Below are 25,448 nucleotides of genomic sequence, written 5' to 3' on the forward strand. Positions count from 1 at the left end.
CCACACCGGACGACGAACGTCCGAACACCCGCACGTACGGGCCGGCCCGCAACCCGGTACCCCACCGCCGGGTCCGGTCGGGCACCGCCCGCGGAAGACTTCTGAGGGAACCATCAGGACTGTGGGTGATGGTTAGACTCGGCGTATGCCGACGTCAGCCCCGCCCGCCAACCGGTTCGAACGCCGCCGCGCCGCGACTCGGCAGGCCCTGATCAGCGCGGCCCGGCAGATCCTGGCCGAGACCGGCGACACCAGCGTGAGCATCCAGGCCATCGCCGATCGCGCGGACGTCGGCTTCGGCTCCTTCTACAACCACTTCGAGTCCAAGACCGCCCTCTTCGACGAGGCGGTGCTCGACGCCCTCGACGAGTACGGGCGGACGATCGACGAACGGCTGGCCGGCGTCGACGACCCCGCCGAGCGGATCGCGTTCGGTGTCCGCCTCAGCGCCGCGATGGCCGACACGCATCCGGAGATCATGCGCGTGCTGCGCCACCGCGGGCTCGGGCACATCCACTCCGAGCGCGGCCTGTCCCCCCGCGCCCTCGGCGACCTGGAGACCGGCAAGGCCTCCGGCCGCTTCACCGTCACCGACTCCGCGATCGCCCTCTCCGCGCTGGGCGGCAGTCTGCTGGCCCTGCTGGACCTCCGCCTCCACCAGCCGCTCCGCGACAGCGAGGAGGCCGCCAGGAGCATGGCCGAGCTGATGCTGCGCATGCTCGGCGTCCCGGCGGACGAGGCCCACGGCATCGCCCACCGCCCGCTGCCCGCCCACGGCTGAACCGGGCCCGCCTCTGGACCGGGCCCGCGCCTGAACCGGGCCCGCGGCTGAACCGGCACCGCGCGGCACCGGCCCGCGCGCGCCGGCGGCAGGGCGGCACTCAGCGGCGCGGCGGGTTCCCGCGCGGCCGGATGGTGGCGTGGGGCAGGGCGGGGGCGGGCAGCCGCTCACCCGGGTAACCGGCCACGGCGCCGAAGCGGTCGGAGGCGTTCTCCCAGTCCTCCCGCGCGCGGACGATGTCCTCGTGGTCGCGCCCGATGAAGTTCCACCACATGACGATCTCCTCCTCGAACGGCGGGCCGCCGAGCAGCACGAGGCGGGCCGTGCCGTCCGACTCGTTGACGAGGGTCAGGGTGTCGGCGCCGGGGTGCGTGTAGCCCAGCTCGGCCGGGCGCAGGAGGGTTCCGGCCAGGCGGACGTCCCCCCGGTCGACGAGGAGGCCGTGCTCGAAGCCGGGGTCCACGGGCAGGGTGAGCGTCGCGCGCGGTTCCAGCACGATCTCGGCGCCGAGGAGCGGCGTGAAGGTCCGCACCGGGGAGGTGACGCCGGCGAGGGTGCCGAGGAAGACCCTGATCTCGGCGCCGTCCCGCCGCACCGGCTCGGGGACGTGGTGCTGGAAGTCCCTCGCCGTGGCGCGGTGTTCCCCGGGGAGCGCCACCCACAGCTGTACGCCGTGCAGGATCGTGGTGCGCGGGGTGGAGACCTCCGAGTGGGCGATGCCGTGGCCGCCCGTCATGAGGTTCAGCTCGCCGGGGCGCACGAGGGCGTGGCTGCCGAGGCTGTCGCGGTGCTCGATCTCACCGCTGAACAGCCAGCTCACGGTCTGCAGTCCGGTGTGCGGGTGCGGGGCGACGTCCATGCCGCCGGTGCGGGCGACGTCGTCGGGGCCGTAGTGGTCGGCGAAGCACCAGGCGCCGATCAGCGTCCGGGCGCGCTGGGGCAGCGTGCGCCGTACGGTCATCGCACGCGGACCGCCGAGGGGCACGTCGCGCGGGGTGAGCACGTCCACGCGCGGCTCGACGGAGGAGGGCGCGCCGCCGTCCTCGGTGGATCCGCATCGCACCTCGACGGGTCGTGTCTCGACGTTGCTCATCTGGGTCCGCCTCCTGCCACCATGATTCGTCCATCATGATTGTTTTGATTTCAACAATACGCCACGGCGACGCCCCGCCGTGAGCGCGGCTGACGGGCGATTGTCAGTGGCCGGTGTCACGCTGGGTCCACACAGGACCAGTCCACACAGGAACAAGGGAAGGGCACCGCCGCCATGATCACCACGGACTTCTCCCCCGGCTCCCCCTGCTGGCTGGACCTCGGCACCCCCGACGTGCGGGCCACGGCGTCCTTCTACGGCGCCGTGCTCGGCTGGGACTACGAGTCCATGGGCGAGAGCGAGGAGATGGAAGGGGGCGTGTTCCGCAAGGACGGCAAGATCGTCGCCGGGCTCGGCAAGCTCACCGAGGAGGGCGCCCGCTCCGCGTGGATGATCTACTTCGGTGTCGCCGACGCCGACGCGACCACCCAGGCGGTGCGCGACGCGGGCGGCACGGTGCGGGTCGAGCCGAGGGACCTCGACGAGTGGGGCCGGATGGCGCAGTACGACGACCCGCTGGGAGGCCAGTTCGCCGTCTGGCAGCCGGGCACCAGCAAGGGCGTGGAGCTGGTCGACGAGCCGGGCTCGCTGTCCTGGACCGAGCTGTACACGAGCGACGCCGCGGGCGCGAAGGACTTCTACGGCGCGGTCCTCGGCTGGCGGTTCAACGACACGGAACTGCCGGGCGGCGGCGGCACCTACTCCCTCATCACCCCCGCCGGACTGCCCGAGGAGCGCATGCACGGCGGCATCATGCAGCTGCCCTCGGAGCACCTCGCCCTGGCCGGCGGGCGGCCGTACTGGCACCCCGTCTTCCACGTCGAGGACTGCGACGCGGCGGTCGCCAAGGTCACCGGCAACGGCGGCAGCGTCCAGATGGGACCGGAGGACGCGCCGGGCGTCGGCCGGCTGGCGGTCTGCCTCGACCCGGCGAACGCGGACTTCGTGGTCCTCACCCCCACCCGGGGCTGACCGCCGGGACGGCGGCCGGCACACCCGCGCGAGGAGGTGCCCGGCACCGCGCGGGTGTATGCAGGTTCCATGGGCCTTCGGCTGCGGCGCGGCGGTCACCGCGGATCCTGGGAAGGGCAGCACGCTCTGCTCGCGGTGCCGCTCGCGCTCATCGCGATCGTCACCGTGAGCGACATCATCGCGCCCGCCGAAGTGCACCTCGGACCCTTCCTGGCCGCCGCTCCCGCCCTCACCGCGTCCTTCGCGGGCCCCTGGACCACCGCGTGCGTCGGTGCCCTCGCCGTCCTGGCGCAGTCGGTCGTGGCGGTCGTACGGACCAGTCTCGTCGACCTCAACCACAGTCTCCAGATCACCGCGCTGGTGGTGATCTCGGTGTGCGTCACCTTCTTCGCCCACCTGCGGGAACAGCACGAGAGACAGCTCTCGCAACTGCGCACGGTGGCCGATGCCGCCCAGCAGGTCGTGCTGCGGCCGCTGCCCCGCCGGATCGGCCCGCTGCGCGTGGCCTCGGTGTACCTGGCCGCCGAGGCCGAGGCACAGATCGGCGGTGATCTGTTCGCCGCGGTGCGCACCGCGCGGGGGACCCGGTTCATCGTCGGGGACGTGCGCGGCAAGGGGCTGGCGGCGATCGGTGACGCCGCGCTGCTGCTGGGCGCCTTCCGCGCCGCCGCGCACCGGCAGGCCGACCTGCCCTCGCTGGTCGCCTGGCTGGAGGGAACCGTCTCCTCCGACCTCGACGACCCCGGGGCGGCGGCGCCCGGCACCGGAAAGGCCCCCAGCGAGGCCTTCATCACCGCCGCCGTCCTCGACGTCCCCGACGAGACATCCGTCCTGCACCTGATCAACTGCGGCCATCCGCCGCCCCTGCTGCTCAGCGAAGGCCGGGTCACCCCCCTGGAGGTACGCGATCCCGCCCCGCCGCTGGGGCTCACCGCGTTCCAGGACTCCCCCTTCACCGTGCAGGACTTCGCCTTCCGTCCCGGCGATCTCCTGCTGCTGTACACCGACGGCGTCATGGAGGCCCGCGACGGCTCCGGGGCCTTCTATCCGCTGGCCCAGCGCATGGCCGCCGCCCCCGGGGACGGCCCGCAGGCCCTTCTGCGCCATATGCGCGCGGACCTGCTCGCCCACACGCTGGGCGGCCACCTCGGGGACGACGCGGCCATGGTGGCCATCGCCCGCGAGGCGTCGCCCGGTGTCACCGCACCGCGGCCGGGTCGCCCCGGACGACCGTGACCCGGTCGGGCTCGCCGAGGCCCGCCCGGTTGATCCGGCCGCGTCCCCCGTCCACGCCGTCGGCGGCCAGGCGGGAACGCGGCCCGGGCGGCGCCAGCCGGCCCACGAAGCCCTCGCTGAGCCCCCGTCCCGTGTCGGCGTACTCGTACCGAACGGCGTACGTCCGGCCGTCGTGCAGCCATTCGCAGCGCGCCGGCGGCCGCGCGAGGACCGACTCGAACCAGTCGGCCGTCCGGCTCGCCGCCTCCGCCGGGCCGACGCGGTCGGCGGCGAAGGCGAGTTCGGTCGGCGTCCCGGGAAGCGTGAAGTCCTGGTTGTGGAGCCGGTCGCCGCGGACGGCGGCACCGTCGAAGTGGGCGCCGACCGTCAGCACTCCCCTGCGCAGCTCCGGGTCGTCGATGTCCAGGTAGGCGAGCAGCCGTCCGTACGGGGTGCGCGGCGGCGGCAGCAGTACGGCGCCGAGCGGGTCCACGGGCCACGAGCGCGCCCGCGCGGCGAGCACATCGGCGAACAGCCGCTGACCGGCGCTCAGCGCGTCCTCGTCGTCGTATTCGAACGGGGGAATCTCCTCCACGACGGCACCTTACGGCGGGCTCACGACGGCACCCTACGGCGGGCTCATGACGTCACCCGGTCCCGTATCGCCGTCTGCCACGCCGGGGCCGGTGTGCCGGGCCGCTCCTGCGGGCGCCGGCCGCCGCGGGCGAAGAAGTCGGCGAGGGGCAGCACGGCCGCGCCGACGGTGACCGCCTCGGGGCCGAGTCTGCCCAGGTCGATACGGGTGCGCGCGGCCGGGTGGCGCAACGCGTACGCCGTGGCGTGGGTCTTCACCTCGTCGAGGAAGCGGCTGCCGAGCTGGAGGCCGGCCCAGCCGCCGACGAGGATGCGTTCGGGCTGGAAGAGGTTGATGAGGTCGGCGAAGCCGGCGCCCAGGTATTCGGCGGTCTCCTCCAGCACGGCGAGGGCGGTCCGGTCGGGCTCCGTCTCCGCGTCGTCCGGATAGGCGGCGGCGAGCATCGCGGTGAGCGCCGTCTCCTCGTGGGTGCCCTCGGGCGGGGTGCCGCCGGCCTCCCGCCACCGGTCGAGCAGCGCCTCCGCGCCCGCGTACGCCTCCAGGCAGCCGAGGGTTCCGCAGCGGCAGCGGCGGCCCCGGACCCGGACGGTCAGATGGCCCCATTCGACGGCCCGGCCGGGCCCCATGTCCTCGGAGATCACGCTGGCGCCGACACCGGAGCCGAAGAGGACGAAGACCGCGCTGCGCGCGCCGCGCCCGGCGCCGAACCACATCTCGGCCTGGCCGAGGGTCTTGGCGCCGTTGTCGATGCGGTACGGCACGCTCGCCGGCAGGGCGCCGCTCTCGCGCAGCAGGCGCTCCAGCGGGACGCCGTTCCAGCCGATGGTCTGGCCGTGCACCACGGCGCCGTCCTGCGGGGTGTGTTCGACGATGCCGGGTACGCCGATGCCGACGCCGAGCAGCCGTTCGGCCGGGACGCCGGCCCGGCGCAGCACCTCGGCGATGCCGTCCTGGACGTGCCCGACGACGACCGCGACGTCGTAGCGGGCGTGCCGGTCGGTCTCGGTGGTGGACAGGGCCCGCTCGGTGCGGGCGAGTTCGGTGAGCGTGAGGTCGAACAGCTCGACGCGGACGCGGGTCTCGCCGATGTCGACGCCGATCATGCGGCCGCCGGCCGGGCTGACGCGCAGCAGGGTGCGCGGCCGGCCCCCGGCGGAGTCGACGCTGCCGGCCTCCTCGACCAGTCCCTCGGCGACGAGTTCGGCGACCACGTTGCTGACCGAGCCGGAGCTGAGCCCGATGGCCGGGCCGAGGGCGAGGCGGCTGAGCGGCCCGTCGAAATACAACCGTTGCAGAACCGCGGCACGGTTCTCGCGCCGCAGGTCACGCACCGTGCGGCCACTTCTCGCTGGCACTTCGCCCCCTGTCCTTAGGGTCCCTGCCCGCAACATACCCGTGGCAAGGGCCTTGACGCACACTTCTCGTGGTTATTAACTCACGGCGTAAATTAAGCCGTACGGAGAGCCATGCGGGGCGCTCGCCGTGCCGGTTCCACGTCATCCCCCGAAAGGGTCCGGAGCAGCCATGCGCAGAATCAGAGCCGCAGTCACCGGCGCCGTCACCTTGTCCCTCGCGCTCACCGCGGCCGCGTGCGGCGGCGGTTCCACCACGGGCGGCGGGTCGAACGACTCGCCCAAGACCTTGACCTACTGGGCCTCCAACCAGGGCGCGAGCGTCGAGGTCGACAAGAAGGTCCTCCAGCCCGAGCTCGACAAGTTCGAGAAGCGCACCGGCATCAAGGTGAAGCTGGAGGTCGTGCCCTGGTCGGACCTGCTGAACCGGATCCTGACCGCCACCACCTCCGGCCAGGGTCCCGACGTCCTCAACATCGGCAACACCTGGTCGGCCTCGCTCCAGGCGACCGGCGCGCTGCTCCCCTGGGACGAGAAGAACCTCGACAAGATCGGCGGCAGGGACCGCTTCGTGGAGTCGGCGCTCGGCTCGACCGGCGTCCAGGGCCAGGACCCGGCCGCCGTGCCGCTGTACTCGATGGCGTACGCCCTCTACTACAACAAGAAGCTGTTCGCGGAGGCCGGCATAGAGAAGCCGCCGGCCACCTGGGACGAGCTGGTCGCCGCCGGCAAGAAGCTCACCGCCAAGGGCAAGAACGGCATCGGCGTCGAGGGCTCCAACCTGTCCAACAACATCCACCAGGTCTTCGTGCTCGGCAAGCAGCACGGCGCGGACTTCTTCACCCCCGACGGCAAGCCGGACTTCACCTCCGACGGCGCGGTCGCCGCGGTCAAGCAGTACGTCGACCTGATGGCCGAGCACGAGATCGTCGCCCCGGGCAACGCCGAGTACGCCCAGAACCAGTCCCTGAGCGACTTCTCCAACGACAAGACCGGCATGGTGCTGTGGCAGACCGCCTCCGCCACCTTCAAGACGCAGGGCATGAAGGACGACGAGTGGGGCGTGGCACCCGCACCCGTCCAGTCCGGCCGGCCCGGCACCGGCGAGGCCACCAACTCCATGGTCGCCGGCATCAACATGTCGGTGTTCAAGAACACCGACAACCTCGACGGCGCGCTCGACTTCGTGAAGTTCATGACCAGCGACGAGGAACAGAAGATCCTCAACAAGGCCTACGGCTCCATCCCGCCGGTCAAGAGCGCCCAGCAGGACCCCGCGTTCGACGCCCCGGCCCTGGCCGTGCTGCGCGACACCCTCGCCACCAGCGCCGCCGCGCTGCCGCAGGTCCCCGAGGAGTCCCAGTTCGAGACCGTCGTCGGCACCGCGGTCAAGGACCTCTTCGCCGACGCCGCCGCCGGCCGCGCCGTCACCACGGCGTCGGTGCGCGCGAAGCTCGAGAAGGCCCAGCAGCAGATGCCGAAGAAGTAGGCGCGATCCCTGCCATGACCACGACCGTCGCATCCCGCCACGACAGGCCCGGGCCGGGGACGACGCGCAAGACGGGCCGTCCCGGAGCGCAGCGGAACCCCCGCCGCTCCGGGCGGCGGCTGCGCCACGTCTCACTGCCCTACCTGTTGCTCCTGCCCGCCCTGGTCCTCGAACTCCTCGTCCACCTCGTGCCGATGCTGATGGGCATCGTCATGAGCTTCAAGGAACTGACCCAGTTCTACATCTCCAACTGGTCCGAAGCCCCGTGGGCCGGCCTCGACAACTTCCGGATGGCGGTCGACTTCAACGCCCCGGTGGGCGAGGCGCTGCTGAAGTCGTTCCTGACCACCTGTCTGTTCACCGTCTGCTCGGTCGGCCTGTGCTGGCTGATCGGCACCGCCGCCGCGATCTTCCTCCAGGAGAAGTTCCGCGGCCGGGGCCTGCTGCGCACCCTGTTCCTCGTCCCGTACGCGCTGCCCGTGTACGCGGCCGTGATCACCTGGGTGTTCATGTTCCAGCGGGACAACGGCCTGGTGAACCACGTGCTGCACGACCAGCTCGGCATCGGCGACGACCCGGCCTTCTGGCTCGTCGGCGACAACGCCTTCTGGGCGCTGCTGACCGTGTCGGTGTGGAAGGGCTGGCCGTTCGCCTTCCTGACCCTGATGGCCGGCCTCCAGAACATCCCCAAGGACATGTACGAGGCGGCCGCCCTGGACGGCGCGGGCGTCTGGAAGCAGATCCGGCACATCACCCTGCCGTCGCTGCGCCCCGTCAACCAGGTGCTGGTGCTCGTGCTGTTCCTGTGGACGTTCAACGACTTCAACACACCGTTCGTGCTGTTCGGCAAGGCGGCCCCGGAGTCCGCCGACCTGATCTCCCTGCACATCTACCAGTCCTCGTTCCAGACCTGGAACTTCGGCACCGGCTCGGCCATGTCCGTCCTGCTGCTGCTGTTCCTGCTCGTCGTGACCGGCGTCTACCTGCTGGTCACCGGCCGGGGAGGGAAGGCCCGTGCCTGACACCTCGAAACGGCGCGCCCCGCGCTCGCCGATGTCCGCCCCGCCGTCCTTCCTGTGGACCCGGCGGCTCTTCCTCACGGTCCTGACCGTGTTCGTGCTGCTTCCGGTGTACGTGATGCTCTCCAGCTCGCTGAAGCCGCTGGAGGACGTCTCGGGGAAGTTCCAGTGGATCCCGTCCGGGCTGACGGTCCGGCCGTACATCGACATCTGGGACACGGTGCCGCTCGCGGACTACTTCGTGAACTCCCTGATCGTCTCGGGCGCCGCCACCGTCTGCTCGGTGGCCATCGCGGTCTTCGCCGCCTACGCCGTCAGCCGCTACGACTTCCGCGGCAAGCGGGTCTTCACGGTCACCGTGCTGTCGACGCAGATGTTCCCCGGCATCCTGTTCCTGCTGCCGCTGTTCCTCATCTACGTCAACATCGGCAACGCCACCGGCATCGCCCTGTTCGGCTCCCGCGGCGGACTGATCCTCACCTACCTCACCTTCTCCCTGCCGTTCTCCATCTGGATGCTGATCGGGTACTTCGACTCGATCCCGCGCGACCTGGACGAGGCGGCCAAGGTCGACGGGTGCGGTCCGGTCGGCGCGCTGTTCCGGGTGATCGTCCCGGCGGCCGTGCCGGGCATCATCGCGGTCGCCGTGTACGCCTTCATGACCGCCTGGGGCGAGGTGCTGTTCGCCTCCGTCATGACGAACGACACCACACGCACCCTCGCCGTCGGCCTCCAGGGCTACTCCACGCTCAACGACGTGTACTGGAACCAGATCATGGCGGCGTCCCTCGTGGTGAGCGTGCCGGTCGTCGCCGGCTTCCTGCTGCTGCAGCGCTATCTGATCACCGGCCTGACCGCGGGCGCCGTGAAGTGACGCCCGCGCCGGCTCCCGCCGCGTCCGCCTGCCGGGCGGCGGGAGCCGCAGTCCCTCCTTCTCCCGCTCCCCCGCGCATTCCCGAAAGGTCTTCCGTGTCCGAATCCGCAGCCCCGCACGCCCTCGACCTGGCCGCCTTCCCGGCCGACTTCACCTGGGGCACCGCGACCTCCGCCTACCAGATCGAGGGCGCGGTGGCCGAGGACGGCCGTGCCCCGTCCATCTGGGACACCTTCTCCCACACCCCCGGCAAGGTCGACAACGACGACCACGGCGACATCGCCTGCGACCACTACCACCGCTGGCCCGAGGACATCGCCCTGATGCGGGAACTCGGCACCGACGGCTACCGGATGTCCATCGCCTGGCCGCGCGTCCTGCCCGGCGGCGACGGCCCCGTCAACCCGGCCGGTCTCGACTTCTACGACCGCCTCGTCGACGCCCTGCTCGCCGCCGGCATCACCCCCTCCGTCACCCTCTACCACTGGGACCTGCCCCAGGCCCTCCAGGACCGCGGCGGCTGGACGGAACGGGACACCGCGGAACACCTCGCCGCCTACGCCTCGGTCGTCGCCGCCCGGCTCGGCGACCGCGTCACCCGGTGGGCCACCCTCAACGAGCCGCTGTGCTCCGGCTGGATCGGGCACCTGGAAGGCAGGATGGCCCCCGGCCTGACCGACCTCACCGCGGCCGTACGCGCCTCCTACCACCTCCTGCTCGCGCACGGCCTGGCCGTGCGGGCGGTCCGGGCCGCCGCGCCCGGCGCGCAGATCGGCCTGGTCACGAACCACTCCACCGTGGAACCCGCCTCCGCCCGTCCCGAGGACACCGCGGCCGCCGTCCGCATGGACGGCCACAGCAACCGCTGGTGGCTCGACCCGGTGTACGGGCGCGGTTTCCCCGCCGACATGCGCGAGCTGTACGGCGTGGAGCTGCCCGAGCGGCCCGGCGACCTGGAGGTGATGGCGACGCCGACCGACTGGCACGGCCTCAACTACTACTTCCCGGTGGTCGTCGCCGACGACCCCGAGGGCCCGGTGCCGTACGCCCGTGAGGTCAAGGTGCCCGGCGTGCCCCGTTCCGGCATGGACTGGCCGGTCGACGCGGCGGGCCTGGAGGGCATGCTGATGCGCCTGACCGAGGACTACGGGGCCCGCCGCATCTACGTCACCGAGAACGGCTCCGCCTACCCGGACACGGTCGCCGCCGACGGCAGCGTGCACGACCCCGAGCGCATCCGGTACCTGGAGGAGCATCTCGCCGCCTGTGCCCGCGCCGTGCGCAAGGGCGCCCCGCTGGCCGGGTACTACGCCTGGTCGCTGCTGGACAACTTCGAGTGGGCGTACGGCTACGACAAGCGGTTCGGGCTGGTCCACGTCGACTACGCGACCCAGCGGCGCACGCTGAAGAGCAGCGGGCGCCGCTACGCGGAGATCATCCGCGCGCACCGGAGCACCGTGTCCTGAGCCCGGATGCCCGGTCCTCGGTGCCGGTCCCGGGCGGACCGGCACCCCGGGTCAGGCCGACTCGCGGACCACCAGCTCCGGTTCGAAGACCACCGACGAGGGCTGCTCGGCGGTGCCGCGCAGCTGCTCCACGAGCAGCCGGGCCGCCGCCGCGGCCATCTCCTCCACCGGCTGGCGCACCGTCGTCAGCGGCGGCCTGCACTCGCCGGCCGCGCTGGAGTCGTCGAAGCCCACCACGGCCACGTCGCCCGGCACCGACAGCCCCTGCTCCCGCAGGTACTGGCACGCCCCCTGGGCCATCAGGTCGTTCGCGGCGAACACTCCGTCCAGGCGGGGGTGTTCGCGCAGGAGGCGGGCCATCGCCCGCCGTCCGCTCTCCGCGGTGAACCGCCCCTTGACCACGGGCACCTCGGTGACGCCCGCCGCGGCCAGTGCCTCGCGGAAGCCGTCCAGGCGCTGCCGGGCGGCGGGGGCGGAGTCGGGGGCGGCGATGGTGGCGAGGCGGCGCCGGCCCCGGGCCAGCAGGTGTCCGGCCGCGAGCCGGGCGCCCGCCTCGTTGTCGAGGTCGACGAAGCCCGCCCGCGGACCACCCGGCGGGCGGCCGAACGTGACCGTCGTGATCCCCGCCGCGACCAGCATCCCCGGCAGCGGGTCGTCCACGTCGAGCGAGACCACCAGGGCCCCGTCGGCGGCGCCCTGCCCGAGGTAGTCCACCACCTGGCTCCTGGCCTGCGCCGACTCGGCCACCAGCAGGACCGGCTGGACACCCCGCTCGCGCAGCAGGCCGAGCGCTCCGTCGACCACGCGCCCGAAGAACGGGTCGGCGAAGACCCGGGCGGCGAAGGCCTCGCCGACCGCGGAGAGCACCAGCGCCACCGCGCCCGTGCGGCGTGTCACCAGGGACCGGGCCGCCTGGTTGGGCGTGTAGCCGGTCCGGGTGATGGCCCGGCGCACCACTTCCTGGATCTCCGGGTCCACGTTGCGCACCCCGTTGACCACGCGCGACACCGTCGCGCGCGACACCCCGGCCTCGCGCGCGACGTCTTCCAGTGTCGGTCCCCTCTTCGCCACGCAGGAACCCTAACGCGCTGTCGTCGTCCGGGTACGCGCAGGTGCCGCACGTGATCACCCAGACTTAAGCCAAGTCAAAAGAAAAGCGCCGCACGACGCTTGACCGGCCACCGACAGGGCGGGCAAGGTTCCGGGAGAGCGCTCTCCCACACGCGCTCCCACTCTTCTCCCCTCAGTCAGACCAAGAGGAGCCCCCATGCCTTCAGTCGGGACACCGCCGACCTTCCGGCGCCCTTCCCCGACAGCCAGACGCGCCACCGCCGGCGCCCTGGTCTCGTCCCTGGTCGGAACGCTGCTGGCGCTCGGACCGGCCACGTCCGCCCAGGCAGCCGACCCGGTGCTGCTCTCGCAGGGCCGGACGGCCACCGCCTCGTCGACCGAGGGCGCGGCGTTCGCCGCCTCCGCGGCGGTCGACGGCAACCTCACCGGCACCCGCTGGGCCAGCCAGTGGACCGACGACCAGTGGCTCCAGGTCGACCTCGGCACCAGCGCCGACATCAGCCGCGTCGTCCTCACCTGGGAAGCCGCCTACGGCAAGGCCTACGACATCCAGCTCTCCGACAACGGCACCGACTGGCACACCGCCAAGTCCGTCACCGCCGGCGACGGCGGAACCGACGACCTCACCCTCTCCGGAACCGGCCGCTACGTCCGCCTCAAAGGCCTCACCCGCGCCACCGGATACGGCTACTCCCTCTGGGAGTTCCAGGTCTACGGCAACGGCGACACCACCCAGCTGCCGGGTGGCGGCGACCTCGGCCCGAACGTGCATGTGATCGACCCGTCGACGCCCGACATCCAGGGCAAGCTCGACACGGTGTTCAAGCAGCAGGAGTCGGCGCAGTTCGGCAACGGCCGGCACGCCTTCCTGTTCAAGCCGGGCACCTACGACAACCTCAACGCCCAGATCGGCTTCTACACCCAGATCGCGGGCCTCGGGCTCAAGCCCGACGACACGCTGATCAACGGTGACATCACCGTCGACGCCGGCTGGTTCAACGGCAACGCCACGCAGAACTTCTGGCGCGGCGCCGAGAACCTCGCGGTCGACCCGGTCAACGGCACCGACCGGTGGGCCGTCTCGCAGGCCTCCTCCTTCCGCCGGATGCACGTCAAGGGCGGTCTCAACCTGGCGCCGAACGGCTACGGCTGGGCCAGCGGCGGCTACATCGCCGACTCGAAGATCGACGGGCAGATCGGCAACTACTCGCAGCAGCAGTGGTACACGCGGGACAGCTCCATCGGCGGATGGTCGAACTCCGTGTGGAACCAGGTCTTCTCCGGTGTCGCGGGCGCCCCGGCGAACAGCTTCCCCGAGCCGCGCTACACCACCCTCCAGAACACCCCGGTCTCCCGCGAGAAGCCGTTCCTGTACCTCGACGGCAACGAGTACAAGGTGTTCGCGCCGGCCAAGCGCACCAACGCGCGTGGCACGACCTGGGAGAGCGGCACCCCGCAGGGTCAGTCCGTCCCGCTCAGCCGCTTCTACGTGGTCAAGCCCGGCGCCACCGCCGCGACCATCAACCAGGCGCTCGCGCAGGGCCTCCACCTGCTGTTCACGCCCGGTGTGTACCACGTCGACCGGACCATCGAGATCAACCGGCCCGACACGATCGTGCTCGGCCTGGGCCTCGCCACGATCATCCCGGACAACGGCGTCACCGCCATGCGGGTCGCCGACGTGGACGGCGTGCGGCTGGCGGGCTTCCTGATCGACGCGGGACCGGTCAACTCGCCGACACTGCTGGAGGTCGGCCCGCAGAACGCCTCCGCCGACCACTCCGCGAACCCCACCACCGTGCAGGACGTGTACATCCGCATCGGCGGCGCGGGCGCGGGCAAGGCCACCACCAGCATGGTCGTCAACAACGACGACACCATCGTCGACCACACCTGGGTGTGGCGCGCCGACCACGGCGAGGGCGTCGGCTGGGAGACCAACCGGGCCGACTACGGCGTCCGGGTCAACGGTGACGACGTGCTGGCCACCGGCCTGTTCGTGGAGCACTTCAACAAGTACGACGTCGAGTGGTACGGCGAGCGCGGCCGCACGATCTTCTTCCAGAACGAGAAGGCGTACGACGCCCCGAACCAGGCCGCCATCCAGAACGGCGCCACCAAGGGCTACGCGGCGTACCGCGTCGACGACTCCGTGGACACCCACGAGGGCTGGGGCATGGGCAGCTACTGCTACTACAACGTCGACCCGACGATCCGTCAGGACCACGGCTTCAAGGCTCCGGTGAAGCCCGGCGTGAAGTTCCACAGCCTGCTCACCGTCTCGCTCGGCGGCAACGGCCAGTTCGAGCACGTCATCAACGACACCGGCGCCCCCACCGAGGGCACCGCGACCGTCCCGTCGACCGTCGTCTCCTTCCCCTGACGGTCCCGTGAACTCCCTCCCGGGCGGCGCCCCGAGTCCCCGCCGCGCCACCCGGGAGGGAAACCGACCTCCCCTCCGTACGCCCGCACAGGAGCCGCCATGCACCCGCACCGCACCTTGAGAAGAAGACGACGCGCGGCCTGTCTCGTGTCGTTGGGCGCCCTGCTCGCCGGATCCGTCACCGTGGTGACGGCCGCGCCCGCCACCGCTGCCGAAACCCTGCTCTCGCAGGGCAAGTCCGCCACCGCGTCGTCCAGCGAGGGCGCCGCGTTCGCCGCCTCGGCGGCGGTCGACGGCAACCTCACCGGCACCCGCTGGGCCAGCCAGTGGACCGACGACCAGTGGCTCCAGGTCGACCTCGGCACCAGCGCCGACATCAGCCGCGTCGTCCTCACCTGGGAAGCCGCCTACGGCAAGGCCTACGACATCCAGCTCTCCGACAACGGCACCGACTGGCGCACCGCCAAGTCCGTCACCGCCGGCGACGGCGGAACCGACGACCTCACCCTCTCCGGAACCGGCCGCTACGTCCGCCTCAAAGGCCTCACCCGCGCCACCGGATACGGCTACTCCCTCTGGGAGTTCCAGGTCTACGGCAACGGCGACACCCAGCCCGGCCCCGGCGGCGCCGTCCGGGTCACCGGCTCGCAGGGCGACTGGCAGCTGACCGTCGGCGGGCAGCCGTACACCGTCAAGGGCGTCACCTGGGGTCCGGCGATCGCCGACGCCGGACGTCACATGCCCGATGTGAAGTCCATGGGCGTCAACACCATCCGCACCTGGGGCACCGACGGCGGCACCAAGCCGCTGCTGGACGCCGCGGCCGCCCACGGCATCCGGGTGATCAACGGCTTCTGGCTGCAGCCGGGCGGCGGCCCGGGATCCGGCGGCTGTGTGAACTACGTGACCGACTCCGCGTACAAGACGAACATGCTGACCGAGTTCGCCCAGTGGGTCGAGACGTACAAGTCCCACCCGGCGACGCTGATGTGGAACGTCGGCAACGAGTCCGTCCTCGGCCTGCAGAACTGCTACAGCGGCAGCGCACTGGAGGCGCAGCGCGACGCGTACACGTCCTTCGTCAACGACGTCGCGAAGAAGATCCACTCCATCGACCCGGACCACCCCGTGACGTCCACCGACGCCTGGACGGGTGCCTGGCCGTACTACAAGCGCAACGCCCCCGACCTGGACCTGTACTCGATGAACTCCTACGGCGACATCTGCGGTGTGCGCCAGGACTGGGAGGAGGGCGGCTACAGCAAGCCGTACATCGTCACCGAGACCGGCCCGGCCGGCGAGTGGGAGGTGCCCGACGACGCCAACGGGGTCCCCGACGAGCCGACCGACGTGCAGAAGGCGGAGGGCTACACCGAGGCGTGGAACTGCGTCACCGGCCACGACGGTGTCGCCCTGGGCGCGACGGTGTTCCACTACGGCGTCGAGCACGACTTCGGCGGCGTCTGGTTCAACCTGGTGCCCGACGGCCTGAAGCGGCTGTCGTACTACGCCGTGAAGAAGGCGTACACGGGTTCCACGGCGGGCGACAACACCCCGCCGGTCGTCTCCGGCATGACCGTCAGTCCCGCGGGATCCGCCCCTGCGGGCGGTGAGTTCACCGTGCGCGCCGACGTCCGCGACCCCGACGGCGACGCCGTCACGTACAAGATCTTCCTGAGCGGCAACTACGCCAACGGCGACAAGCGCCTGGTCGAGGCGGAGTGGCGGGCCACCGGCAACGGCACGTTCGCCGTCACCGCCCCCGAGAAGCTCGGCGTGTGGAAGGTGTACGTCCAGGCCGAGGACGGACACGGCAACGCAGGCATCGAGACCAAGTCCGTCAAGGTCGTCGCCCCTCCCGTCACCGGCACCGACCTGGCCCTGAACCGGCCCACCACCGCCTCCTCCTTCCAGGCCTCCTACGGCGACTGCCCGTGCACCCCGCAGAACGCCACCGACGGCAACGCCACCACCCGCTGGGCCAGCGACTGGAGCGACCCGCAGTGGATCCAGGTGGACCTCGGCTCGGTCCGCTCCGTCCGCCGGCTCCAGCTCGTCTGGGACCCGGCCTACGCCAAGGCGTACGAGGTCCGGGTCTCCGACGACGGCACCAACTGGCGCACCGTGCACAGCACCACCACCGGCAACGGCGACGTCGACACGGTCGACGTGGCCGCCGATGCCCGCCACGTCCGGCTCCAGCTCACCGCCCGCGGCACCGGCTGGGGCTACTCCCTCCATGAGTTCGGCGTCTACGGCTGATCCAACCCCACCGAGGAGAAGCTGATGAGATCACGATCGAGAACCCTGTCCGCCCTCTTACTGACGGTCGCGCTGGCCGCCTCCGCGTCGGTCGCCGGCACGTTCGCCGCGGCGTCCGACGACGGCGGCCGCGCCGGAGCGTCCGCCCACGCCGGACACGCCATGGCGGCGGCCGCGGTACCCACGGCCGACGACCCCGACGGCGACGGCTACATCCCGGCTAACCCGCCGGTCACCGGCGTCACCCCGTCGCAGGCGACCCCACCGCCGCGCTACCACAAGGAGTTCCAGGCCAACTGTTCCGTCACGCACACCGCGCCGGACGACCCGATCGTGTACCCGGGGCAGCCCGGCAGGTCCCACGACCACACGTTCATGGGCAACACGACGACGAACGCCGGCAGCACCACGGCGAGCCTCTACGGAGGGAACACCACCTGCCTGGCACCGGCCGACGCCTCCGCGTACTGGATGCCGTCGCTGTACAAGGGGGACAAGAAGATCCTCCCCGTCGGCCCGCAGGTCATCTACTACAAGGCCGGTGTCACCGACTACACCAGCGTGCGGCCCTTCCCCAAGGGACTGCGGTACGTCGTCGGCAACCCCATGCAGAGCGCCCAGGAGTTCCGCGCCCACAAGGGCTTCGTCGAGGGCTGGGAATGCGGTGACAGCTTCTTCAACGTCGACATCCCGGCGAGCTGCCCGAGCCGGCCCGACGTTCAGCTCAACATCCGCTTCCAGGCTCCCAGTTGCTGGGACGGCAAGTACCTCGACACCCCCGACCACCAGAGCCACATGGCCTACCCGGTGGTCAAACCCGGCACCAACGACAACATGTGCCCGGCCTCCCACCCGGTCGCCCTGCCGATGATCGAGTTCAAGATGGCCTTCCCGGTCAACGGCGACATGAGCGACGTCCGCCTGGCCAGCGGACGCGGCTACTCCTTCCACTACGACTTCTTCAACGCCTGGGAGGAGCGCACCCTCAAGGCGCTGGTCGACCACTGCATCGTCGGCGGACTGCAGTGCGACACCCGCGGCTACGACCAGAACCACCCGGAGCGGGGCGCGGTACTGAACGCCGACCACCGCCTCCCCTGACCCCCTCCCCCTCCCGTCGGCCCGGACGCCTCCTCCCCCTCCCGGCGTCCGGGCCGGCGGCCACTCCAGCGAGGACCGCCACCCGCCATGACCACGACCGCCCCGTCGGCCACCGACCGCCACGACGCCCTCATCGACCGGCTGCCCCCGGACTTCCGCTTCGGTGCGGCCACCTCCGCGTTCCAGATCGAGGGCGCCACCGCCGAGGACGGCCGCACCGCGTCCATCTGGGACACCTTCTGCCGCGTCCCGGGGGCCGTGGACAACGGTGACACCGGTGACATCGCCTGCGACCACTACCACCGCATGCCCGAGGACGTCGCCCTGCTGGCCGCGCTCGGCCTGGACACCTACCGTTTCTCCGTCTCCTGGCCCCGCGTCCAGCCCGGCGGGCGCGGCCCGGCGAACCCGGCCGGCCTCGACTTCTACGACCGGCTGGTCGACGAACTGCTCGCCCGGGGCGTCACGCCCTGGCTCACCCTCTACCACTGGGACCTGCCGCAGGAGCTCCAGGACGCGGGCGGCTGGCCCGCCCGCGACACCGCCCACCGCTTCGCCGACTACGCCGAACTGGTCCACGACCGTCTCGGCGACCGCGTCGAGCACTGGACCACGCTCAACGAGCCGTTCTGCTCGGCCGTCCTCGGCCATGTGGAGGGCGTGCACGCGCCGGGCGGCCGTTCCCTCGCCGACGGTGTACGCGCCGTGCACCATCTGCACCTCGGGCACGGTCTCGCCGTGCGGCGGCTGCGCTCCGCCGCCCGCCGTCCCCTCGACATCGCCGTCACCCACCTGCTGGGCACCAGCCGGCCCGCCTCCGGCAGCGCGGCGGACCGCGAGGCCGCCCGCCGGGCCGACGCCTTCGGCTTCCGCTTCTACCTCGATCCGATCCTGCGCGGCCGCTACCCGCGGGACCTGATCGACGACCTGGCCGCGCGGGGTGTCCGGATCCCCGTCCGCGACGGCGACCTGGAGGTCATCGCCGAGCCCGTCGACACCCTCGGGGTCAACTACTACCGCTCGATGCGCGCCTGCGGAACCGACGAGCGCGGCGCCACCGTCGACGCCCACGGCGCCCCCGTCACCCGCGGACTGCCGCACGGCGGGCTCCCGGTGACGGGGCTCGGCTGGGAGGTGATGCCGCACGACCTCACCGAGCTGCTGCTGCGCATCTCCCGCGACTACCCGGGCGTGCCGCTGGTCGTCACCGAGAACGGCGCCGCCTACGAGGACCGGCCCGACGCCGAGGGCTTCGTCGACGACACCGAACGCACGGCCTACCTCGCCGCCCATCTGGCGGCCGTCGCCGAGGCCCGCGTCCGCGGGGCCGACGTCCGCGGCTACTTCGCCTGGTCCCTGCTCGACAACTTCGAATGGGCGTACGGCTATGCCCAGCGTTTCGGTCTCGTCCGCGTCGACTACGCCACCCAGACCCGCACGCCGAAACGCAGCGCGCTGTGGCTGCGCGACACCGCCCACCGCGTCCGCGGTGCGTCGGGTCACGGGTGACCCGGCCCCGGTGCCGCGCGCCACATCGCTTCGGAGCGGGGGATCAGCGCGGCCGGCCGCAGTGGACGTGCCTGCCGTGCCCGGCGTCACCGGGGCCGAGGACGTGGCCCCTGCTGGTGAGCGAGGTCGACGCCCGTCCCGCGGGCTCCGACGTCGAAGCGCCGCGGTTCCTGCTCGACAACGCCGGTCTGCCCACGGACATCACCGGCGCGTTCAGCGCGGCGACGGCCCGCGACCTCGCCTCGTTCCAGGAGTCCCACGGGCTGCCGGCGACCGGCGAGGCGGATGTGCCGACCTGGCGCGCGCTGATGGCGGCTCAGGCGCCGACGCTGCGCACCCGGCCGTCCTGAGCGGGGTCCGGCCGGCTCACCCGCCCGCGCTGCTCACACGCGCGTGCAGGTGTGGACGGTCATGCCGCTCGGCTCGATGTGGCGGATGCGCAGCACGCCGCTCTGCTTGGTGTAGTTCACGTCGAGCTGCTGGCCGTCGCCGGTCCCCGGCATCCCCGGCGGCTGCCAGGGCAGGAACAGGGACACGGAGTCGCCGACGGTCGCCGGCACGTTCTCGGCGGCGGCCTCGTCGGTCGGCTCGCCCGGCTCGCCGGCGCCCTCACCGCTGCCGAAATCGTCGGAGACGCCCAGCACCAGCCGACCGCCCTGGAGCGCCCAGGTGCCCTGCTCGGCCTTGCCGGCGCCGAAGTCCAGTGTCCAGGCGCCGTCCCGGACGGTCGCGGAGTACGAGAACGTCTCCCCGTCGGTGGTCTCCGTGGTGATCTTCCAGGTACCGCGGACGAAGGCGGCGAGGGTGTTGCCCGCGACTCCCTTGGTCCCGCCGCTCCCGCTCCCGGTCCCGCCGCCGTCCTGGCCGTCGCCGCCGGTCGTCCCGCCGTCGTTCTTCGTCCCGCCGCCGCTCTTCTTGTCCCCGTCGCCCTTGCAGGCGGCGACCAGCGAGGCGCCGACACCGACGGCGAGGTAGCGCAGAGCGGTACGGCGGCCCACCATCCGGGACATCGCCCGCAACACGTCGAGACTCATCTCTTTTTCCCCGTTCATGCCAATCGCGTGATCGACGGCGAGCCTACTGCGGCCGTCGTTGAACCGGGCAAGTGGCCCGGCTCACATGGCATGTCAGGGCCACCGCCGACACCATGGTCCTCGTCACCGGCAGGCCGAAGGGATCCAGGATGTTCCGCAAGGTGCTGGTCGCCAACCGAGGCGAGATTGCGATTCGCGCGTTCCGCGCCGGATATGAGCTGGGCGCGCGCACCGTCGCGGTCTTCCCTTACGAGGACCGCAACTCACTGCACCGGCTCAAGGCCGACGAGGCCTACCAGATCGGTGAGCAGGGGCACCCGGTGCGCGCCTATCTGTCCGTGGAGGAGATCGTCCGGGCCGCCCGCGAGGCCGGTGCGGACGCCGTGTACCCGGGGTACGGGTTCCTGTCCGAGAACCCGGAGCTGGCGCGCGCCTGCGCCGAGGCCGGCATCACGTTCGTCGGCCCGGACGCCGACACGCTGGAGCTGACCGGCAACAAGGCCCGCGCGGTGGCCGCCGCCCGCGCGGCCGGGGTGCCGGTGCTCGGCTCCTCGGCGCCGTCCACCGACGTCGACGAGCTGGTCCGTGCCGCCGAGGACATCGGTTTCCCGGTGTTCGTCAAGGCGGTCGCGGGCGGCGGCGGTCGCGGCATGCGCCGCGTGGAGGATCCGGCGGCGCTGCGCGAGTCCATCGAGGCGGCCTCGCGGGAGGCGGCGTCGGCGTTCGGCGACCCGACCGTGTTCCTGGAGAAGGCGGTCGTCGATCCGCGCCACATCGAGGTGCAGATCCTCGCCGACGGCCAGGGCAACGTCATGCACCTGTTCGAGCGGGACTGTTCGCTCCAGCGCCGCCACCAGAAGGTGATCGAGCTGGCGCCGGCGCCGAACCTGGCTCCCGAGCTGCGGGAGCGGATCTGCGCGGACGCGGTGCGGTTCGCCCGCGAGATCGGCTACCGCAACGCGGGCACGGTGGAGTTCCTGCTCGACCGGGACGGCAACCACGTCTTCATCGAGATGAACCCGCGCATCCAGGTCGAGCACACCGTCACCGAGGAGGTGACGGACGTCGACCTGGTCCAGTCCCAGCTGCGGATCGCGGCCGGTGAGACGCTGGCGGACCTGGGGCTGTCCCAGGAGACCCTGACGCTGCGCGGCGCGGCCCTGCAGTGCCGTATCACCACCGAGGACCCGGCGAACGGCTTCCGCCCGGACACCGGCCGGATCAGCGCCTACCGCTCCCCCGGCGGCTCCGGCATCCGGCTGGACGGCGGCACCACCCACGCCGGTACGGAGATCAGCGCGCACTTCGACTCCATGCTGGTGAAGCTGACCTGCCGGGGCCGGGACTTCACGGCCGCGATCGGCCGGGCCCGGCGCGCGGTGGCCGAGTTCCGCATCCGCGGCGTCGCCACGAACATCCCCTTCCTGCAGGCTGTGCTGGACGACCCGGACTTCCAGGCCGGCCGGGTCACCACCTCGTTCATCGAGGAGCGCCCGCATCTGCTGACCGCGCGGCACTCCGCCGACCGCGGCACCAAGCTCCTGACGTACCTCGCCGACGTCACGGTGAACAAGCCGTACGGCGAGCGCCCCGAGCTGGGGGACCCGGCGGGCAAGCTGCCGCCGCTGCCCGCCGGCGCGCCGCCCGCGGGTTCGCGCCAGCGCCTCACCGAACTCGGCCCCGAGGGCTTCGCCCGCGCGCTGCGCGAGGCGCCCACCCTGGGCGTCACCGACACCACGTTCCGCGACGCCCACCAGTCGCTGCTGGCGACCCGGGTGCGCACCAAGGACCTGCTGGCGGTCGCCCCGCACGTGGCGCACACCCTGCCCGGACTGCTGTCCCTGGAGTGCTGGGGCGGCGCCACCTACGACGTGGCGCTGCGCTTCCTCGCCGAGGACCCGTGGGAGCGGCTGGCGGCGCTGCGCGAGGCGGTGCCGAACATCTGCCTCCAGATGCTGCTGCGCGGCCGCAACACCGTCGGCTACACGCCGTACCCCACGGAGGTGACCGACGCGTTCGTGCAGGAGGCCGCGGCCACCGGCATCGACATCTTCCGCATCTTCGACGCGCTCAACGACGTCTCCCAGATGCGTCCGGCGATCGAGGCCGTACGGGAGACCGGTACGGCGGTCGCGGAGGTCGCGCTCTGCTACACAGCCGACCTCTCCGACCCGAACGAGCGGCTCTACACCCTCGACTACTACCTGCGGCTGGCCGAGCAGATCGTCGAGGCCGGCGCCCATGTGCTGGCCGTCAAGGACATGGCGGGCCTGCTGCGCGCCCCGGCGGCGGCGACGCTGGTGTCCGCGCTGCGCCGCGAGTTCGACCTGCCGGTCCATCTGCACACCCACGACACGGCGGGCGGCCAGCTCGCCACCTACCTCGCGGCGGCGCAGGCGGGCGTGGACGCGGTGGACGGGGCGGTGGCCTCCATGGCGGGCACCACCTCGCAGCCGTCGCTGTCGGCGATCGTGGCGGCGACCGACCACTCCGACCGGCCGACCGGCCTTGACCTCCAGGCCGTCGGTGACCTGGAGCCGTACTGGGAGGGCGTCCGCAAGATCTACGCCCCCTTCGAGTCCGGGCTCGCCTCCCCCACCGGGCGTGTCTACCACCACGAGATCCCGGGCGGGCAGCTGTCCAACCTGCGCACCCAGGCGGTCGCGCTGGGCCTCGGGGACCGCTTCGAGGACATCGAGGCGATGTACGCCGCCGCCGACCGCATCCTGGGCCGGCTGGTGAAGGTCACCCCGTCCTCCAAGGTGGTCGGCGACCTGGCCCTGCACCTGGTGGGTGCCGGGGTGGCGCCGGAGGACTTCGAGGCGACGCCGGACCGGTTCGACATCCCGGACTCCGTCATCGGGTTCCTGCGCGGCGAGCTGGGCACCCCGCCTGGCGGCTGGCCGGAGCCGTTCCGCACCAAGGCGCTCCAGGGGCGCGGCGAGGCCAAGCCGGTCCAGGAGCTGACGGAGGAGGACCGGGCGGGCCTGGAGAAGTCCCGGCGCTCCACGCTCAACCGGCTGCTGTTCCCGGGCCCGACGCGTGACTTCGAGGCCCACCGTCAGGCGTACGGCGACACCGGCGTGCTGGACAGCAAGGACTTCTTCTACGGTCTGCGCCCCGCCAAGGAGTACGCCGTCGACCTGGAGCCCGGCGTGCGGCTGCTCATCGAGCTGCAGGCCATCGGCGAGGCCGACGCGCGCGGCATGCGCACCGTGATGTCCAGCCTGAACGGCCAGTTGCGGCCGATCCAGGTGCGGGACGCCGCGGCCGCGTCGGACGCGCCCGTCACCGAGAAGGCCGACCGGTCCGACCCCGGCCATGTGGCGGCCCCGTTCGCGGGCGTGGTGACGCTGGCCGTCGCCGAGGGCGACGAGGTGGCGGCGGGGGCGACGGTGGCCACCATCGAGGCGATGAAGATGGAGGCCGCGATCACCGCCCCGAAGGCCGGGCGGGTGCGCAGGCTCGCCATCAACCGGGTCCAGCAGGTGGAGGGCGGTGACCTGCTGGTCGAGATCGGCTGACCTTCGCGCACGATCACACCCGGCCGGGGCGGCTCCGTCGCCCCGGCCGGGTGTTTTCCGGGTTCTTGCGCTTCACCCGACCCCCGCATGCTCGTTTCTGCTTGGAACTGCTTCTTTTCAATCACCTATTGACACCTGGCGCTTGCGTGGACAAAGTCATGCGGCAGCAAGAGCAGCCGGCCACGCATAAGGGAGCGATCCGCGCCATGCATGAAATCCCTGCTGTCTCACGCCGTACCCTCATGGGCGGGGCCCTGGCCTCCGGTGCCGTCGTCGCCGGACTCGGCGCCCCGGCCTCCGCCGCGCCCGCCGCCGCCCCCGACGCCCCGACCGCCGACGGCGCACCGCCGCGGCGCCGGGGCCAGAAGTCCATGGTCGACGTCCCGTTCGACGAGTACCGCACGGTCCGCGTCGCCCTGATCGGTCTCGGCAACCGGGGCCACGGCATGGCGTCCGGCTGGGCCGCCGTCCCGGGCTGCACGGTGACCGCCGTGTGCGACATCCGCACCGACCGCGCCAGACGCACCGCCGACCGGCTCGTCGCCGAGGGGCGGCCCAGGCCCGCCGAGTACGGCGGCTCCGCCGACGCCTACGCGCGCATGCTGCGCCGCGACGACATCGACCTCGTCTACATCGCCACACCGTGGGAGTTCCACTACGAACAGGGCCGTGCCGCGCTGCTGGCGGGCAAGCACGCCCTGGTCGAACTGCCCGTCGCCACCGAACTGCACGAGCTGTGGGACCTCGTCGACACCAGCGAGCGCACCCGCCGCCATCTGTTCCTGTCCGAGAACTGCAACTACGGCCGCAACGAGCTGGCGATGCTGAAGATGGCCCACGACGGGCTGTTCGGCGAGATCACCAACGGCCACGGCGGCTATCTGCACGATCTTCGCGCCCTGCTGTTCTCCGACACCTACTACACCGACTCCTGGCGGCGGCTGTGGCACACCCGCAGCACCGCGTCCTTCTACGCCATGCACGGCCTCGGCCCGATCGCGGCGGCCATGGACATCAACCGCGGCGACCGGCTGACCACCCTGCGGGCCACCGCCACCGAGCCGAAGGGCCTCGCCGACTACCGCGAACGGTTCGTGCCCAAGTCCCACCCGAGCTGGAAGGAGACCTACATCAACGGTGACCTCGTCACCTGTCTCATCGACACCGCGCAGGGCCGGGTCATCCGCGCCGAGCACGACGTCAGCTCGCCGCGCCCCTACAGCCGTATCAACTCGCTGGCCGGCAGCCGCGGCATCTTCGAGGACTACGCGGGGGTGACGTCCGCGAGCGGCGGCCGGGTGTACATCGAACCGGACCACAGCGGCCACACCTGGCGGGCGTTCGACGCCTTCCGCAAGGAGTTCGACCACTGGCTGTGGCTGAAGATCGGCGACGACGCCGCCAACAACGGCGGCCACGGCGGGATGGACTACGTCCTGCAGTGGCGCATGGTGCAGCAGATGCGCGCCGGGCTCGTCCCCGACATGGACGTCTACGACGCCGCCGCCTGGTGCTCGCCCGTCCCCCTGAGCGTCAAGTCCCTGGCGGCGGGCGGCCGTCCGGTCGCCGTGCCGGACTTCACCCGCGGCTCGTGGGTCAACCACCGCACGGGACTCGACTCGCGCCCGAGTGAGATGCCGCCGGTCCCCTGATCCCGGGAACCGCTCGCCGGGGCCGGCGCGGGCACCGCCGGCCCCGGCGGCTGACC

General features: G+C 72.0%; 19 protein-coding genes. 14 read left to right on the forward strand and 5 right to left on the reverse strand.

Annotated elements, in window-relative coordinates; all coding sequences use genetic code 11:
* The first annotated feature begins 145 nt into the window (after positions 1 to 145).
* Positions 146 to 781 carry a TetR/AcrR family transcriptional regulator gene (locus AMK31_RS09580; protein ID WP_073939956.1) on the forward strand — a complete coding sequence of 212 codons (636 nt, stop codon included), beginning with the start codon at positions 146 to 148 and terminating at the stop codon, positions 779 to 781.
* A gap of 100 nt (positions 782 to 881) precedes the next feature.
* Here AMK31_RS09580 and AMK31_RS09585 read toward each other — a convergent pair whose 3' ends face one another.
* Positions 882 to 1,874, reverse strand: a complete 993-nt coding sequence (locus tag AMK31_RS09585; RefSeq protein WP_073939957.1) for a pirin family protein — start codon at positions 1,872 to 1,874, stop codon at positions 882 to 884.
* A gap of 174 nt (positions 1,875 to 2,048) precedes the next feature.
* Between AMK31_RS09585 and AMK31_RS09590 the strand changes: the two genes are divergently transcribed.
* Together AMK31_RS09590 and AMK31_RS09595 are read left to right on the forward strand one after the other, a co-directional pair.
* The gene (locus AMK31_RS09590; protein WP_073939958.1) at positions 2,049 to 2,846 is read left to right on the forward strand and encodes a VOC family protein; all 798 of its coding nucleotides are present in this window, start codon (positions 2,049 to 2,051) and stop codon (positions 2,844 to 2,846) included.
* Between the two features lie 69 nt (positions 2,847 to 2,915).
* Positions 2,916 to 4,082, forward strand: a complete 1,167-nt coding sequence (locus AMK31_RS09595) for a PP2C family protein-serine/threonine phosphatase (RefSeq protein ID WP_073939959.1) — start codon at positions 2,916 to 2,918, stop codon at positions 4,080 to 4,082.
* On the opposite strand, the gene AMK31_RS09600 is transcribed toward AMK31_RS09595, so the two are convergent.
* Both AMK31_RS09600 and AMK31_RS09605 read right to left on the reverse strand, forming a co-directional pair.
* On the reverse strand, positions 4,045 to 4,656 hold the full coding sequence (locus AMK31_RS09600; RefSeq protein ID WP_073939960.1) for a hypothetical protein: 612 nt from the start codon (positions 4,654 to 4,656) through the stop codon (positions 4,045 to 4,047). The two genes, AMK31_RS09595 and AMK31_RS09600, sit on opposite strands and share 38 nt — an antisense overlap.
* 44 nt (positions 4,657 to 4,700) lie before the next feature.
* A complete protein-coding gene (locus tag AMK31_RS09605; protein ID WP_107468557.1) occupies positions 4,701 to 6,011 on the reverse strand; it encodes an ROK family transcriptional regulator in 1,311 nt (436 codons plus the stop codon).
* Positions 6,012 to 6,180: 169 nt separating this feature from the next.
* On the opposite strand from AMK31_RS09605, the gene AMK31_RS09610 reads away from it, so the two are divergent.
* From AMK31_RS09610 to AMK31_RS09625, 4 genes are all read left to right on the forward strand, one after another.
* The gene (locus AMK31_RS09610; RefSeq protein WP_073939962.1) at positions 6,181 to 7,497 is read left to right on the forward strand and encodes an ABC transporter substrate-binding protein; all 1,317 of its coding nucleotides are present in this window, start codon (positions 6,181 to 6,183) and stop codon (positions 7,495 to 7,497) included.
* A 14-nt stretch (positions 7,498 to 7,511) separates the two neighbouring features.
* Positions 7,512 to 8,519: a carbohydrate ABC transporter permease gene (locus tag AMK31_RS09615; RefSeq protein ID WP_073939963.1), complete on the forward strand. Its 1,008-nt coding sequence runs from the start codon at positions 7,512 to 7,514 to the stop codon at positions 8,517 to 8,519.
* Between the two features lie 31 nt (positions 8,520 to 8,550).
* Entirely contained in the window at positions 8,551 to 9,390 is an 840-nt protein-coding gene (locus AMK31_RS09620) for a carbohydrate ABC transporter permease (protein ID WP_073939964.1), read from the forward strand.
* 95 nt (positions 9,391 to 9,485) lie between these two features.
* A complete protein-coding gene (locus AMK31_RS09625; RefSeq protein ID WP_073939965.1) occupies positions 9,486 to 10,856 on the forward strand; it encodes a GH1 family beta-glucosidase in 1,371 nt (456 codons plus the stop codon).
* A 51-nt stretch (positions 10,857 to 10,907) separates the two neighbouring features.
* On the opposite strand, the gene AMK31_RS09630 is transcribed toward AMK31_RS09625, so the two are convergent.
* Complete coding sequence (locus tag AMK31_RS09630) at positions 10,908 to 11,927, reverse strand: LacI family DNA-binding transcriptional regulator (protein WP_073939966.1); 1,020 nt, start codon at positions 11,925 to 11,927, stop codon at positions 10,908 to 10,910.
* Between the two features lie 196 nt (positions 11,928 to 12,123).
* On the opposite strand from AMK31_RS09630, the gene AMK31_RS09635 reads away from it, so the two are divergent.
* From AMK31_RS09635 to AMK31_RS40630, 5 genes are all read left to right on the forward strand, one after another.
* The gene (locus AMK31_RS09635; RefSeq protein ID WP_073939967.1) at positions 12,124 to 14,310 is read left to right on the forward strand and encodes a discoidin domain-containing protein; all 2,187 of its coding nucleotides are present in this window, start codon (positions 12,124 to 12,126) and stop codon (positions 14,308 to 14,310) included.
* Between the two features lie 99 nt (positions 14,311 to 14,409).
* Positions 14,410 to 16,572, forward strand: a complete 2,163-nt coding sequence (locus tag AMK31_RS09640) for a discoidin domain-containing protein (protein ID WP_073939968.1) — start codon at positions 14,410 to 14,412, stop codon at positions 16,570 to 16,572.
* A gap of 24 nt (positions 16,573 to 16,596) precedes the next feature.
* Positions 16,597 to 17,673 (forward strand): DUF1996 domain-containing protein, encoded by a 1,077-nt coding sequence (locus tag AMK31_RS09645; protein ID WP_073939969.1) that lies wholly within the window; start codon positions 16,597 to 16,599, stop codon positions 17,671 to 17,673.
* Between the two features lie 87 nt (positions 17,674 to 17,760).
* Complete coding sequence (locus AMK31_RS09650; RefSeq protein WP_073939970.1) at positions 17,761 to 19,182, forward strand: GH1 family beta-glucosidase; 1,422 nt, start codon at positions 17,761 to 17,763, stop codon at positions 19,180 to 19,182.
* A 116-nt stretch (positions 19,183 to 19,298) separates the two neighbouring features.
* Positions 19,299 to 19,532 carry a peptidoglycan-binding domain-containing protein gene (locus AMK31_RS40630; RefSeq protein ID WP_073939971.1) on the forward strand — a complete coding sequence of 78 codons (234 nt, stop codon included), beginning with the start codon at positions 19,299 to 19,301 and terminating at the stop codon, positions 19,530 to 19,532.
* A gap of 33 nt (positions 19,533 to 19,565) precedes the next feature.
* On the opposite strand, the gene AMK31_RS40635 is transcribed toward AMK31_RS40630, so the two are convergent.
* Entirely contained in the window at positions 19,566 to 20,216 is a 651-nt protein-coding gene (locus AMK31_RS40635; RefSeq protein ID WP_073939972.1) for a lipocalin family protein, read from the reverse strand.
* Positions 20,217 to 20,365: 149 nt separating this feature from the next.
* Here AMK31_RS40635 and AMK31_RS09665 point away from each other — a divergent pair, with 149 nt between their 5' ends.
* Complete coding sequence (locus AMK31_RS09665; RefSeq protein WP_107468573.1) at positions 20,366 to 23,740, forward strand: pyruvate carboxylase; 3,375 nt, start codon at positions 20,366 to 20,368, stop codon at positions 23,738 to 23,740.
* Positions 23,741 to 23,946: 206 nt separating this feature from the next.
* Positions 23,947 to 25,392 carry a Gfo/Idh/MocA family protein gene (locus AMK31_RS09670; protein ID WP_073939973.1) on the forward strand — a complete coding sequence of 482 codons (1,446 nt, stop codon included), beginning with the start codon at positions 23,947 to 23,949 and terminating at the stop codon, positions 25,390 to 25,392.
* Positions 25,393 to 25,448: the final 56 nt, after the last annotated feature.

The organism is Streptomyces sp. TSRI0107 (assembly GCF_001905845.1).
GTDB lineage: Bacteria > Actinomycetota > Actinomycetes > Streptomycetales > Streptomycetaceae > Streptomyces.

Bases quoted from the DNA above. Each gene is read 5' to 3' on its own strand.
- AMK31_RS09580 (WP_073939956.1), top strand. From the start codon at position 146: ATGCCGACGTCAGCCCCGCCCGCCAACCGGTTCGAACGCCGCCGCGCC.
- AMK31_RS40635 (WP_073939972.1), bottom strand. From the start codon at position 20,216: ATGAGTCTCGACGTGTTGCGGGCGATGTCCCGGATGGTGGGCCGCCGT.
- AMK31_RS09645 (WP_073939969.1), top strand. From the start codon at position 16,597: ATGAGATCACGATCGAGAACCCTGTCCGCCCTCTTACTGACGGTCGCG.
- AMK31_RS09635 (WP_073939967.1), top strand. From the start codon at position 12,124: ATGCCTTCAGTCGGGACACCGCCGACCTTCCGGCGCCCTTCCCCGACA.
- AMK31_RS09670 (WP_073939973.1), top strand. From the start codon at position 23,947: ATGCATGAAATCCCTGCTGTCTCACGCCGTACCCTCATGGGCGGGGCC.
- AMK31_RS09590 (WP_073939958.1), top strand. From the start codon at position 2,049: ATGATCACCACGGACTTCTCCCCCGGCTCCCCCTGCTGGCTGGACCTC.
- AMK31_RS09620 (WP_073939964.1), top strand. From the start codon at position 8,551: ATGTCCGCCCCGCCGTCCTTCCTGTGGACCCGGCGGCTCTTCCTCACG.
- AMK31_RS09615 (WP_073939963.1), top strand. From the start codon at position 7,512: ATGACCACGACCGTCGCATCCCGCCACGACAGGCCCGGGCCGGGGACG.
- AMK31_RS09610 (WP_073939962.1), top strand. From the start codon at position 6,181: ATGCGCAGAATCAGAGCCGCAGTCACCGGCGCCGTCACCTTGTCCCTC.
- AMK31_RS09650 (WP_073939970.1), top strand. From the start codon at position 17,761: ATGACCACGACCGCCCCGTCGGCCACCGACCGCCACGACGCCCTCATC.
- AMK31_RS09595 (WP_073939959.1), top strand. From the start codon at position 2,916: ATGGGCCTTCGGCTGCGGCGCGGCGGTCACCGCGGATCCTGGGAAGGG.
- AMK31_RS09585 (WP_073939957.1), bottom strand. From the start codon at position 1,874: ATGAGCAACGTCGAGACACGACCCGTCGAGGTGCGATGCGGATCCACC.
- AMK31_RS09640 (WP_073939968.1), top strand. From the start codon at position 14,410: ATGCACCCGCACCGCACCTTGAGAAGAAGACGACGCGCGGCCTGTCTC.
- AMK31_RS09665 (WP_107468573.1), top strand. From the start codon at position 20,366: ATGTTCCGCAAGGTGCTGGTCGCCAACCGAGGCGAGATTGCGATTCGC.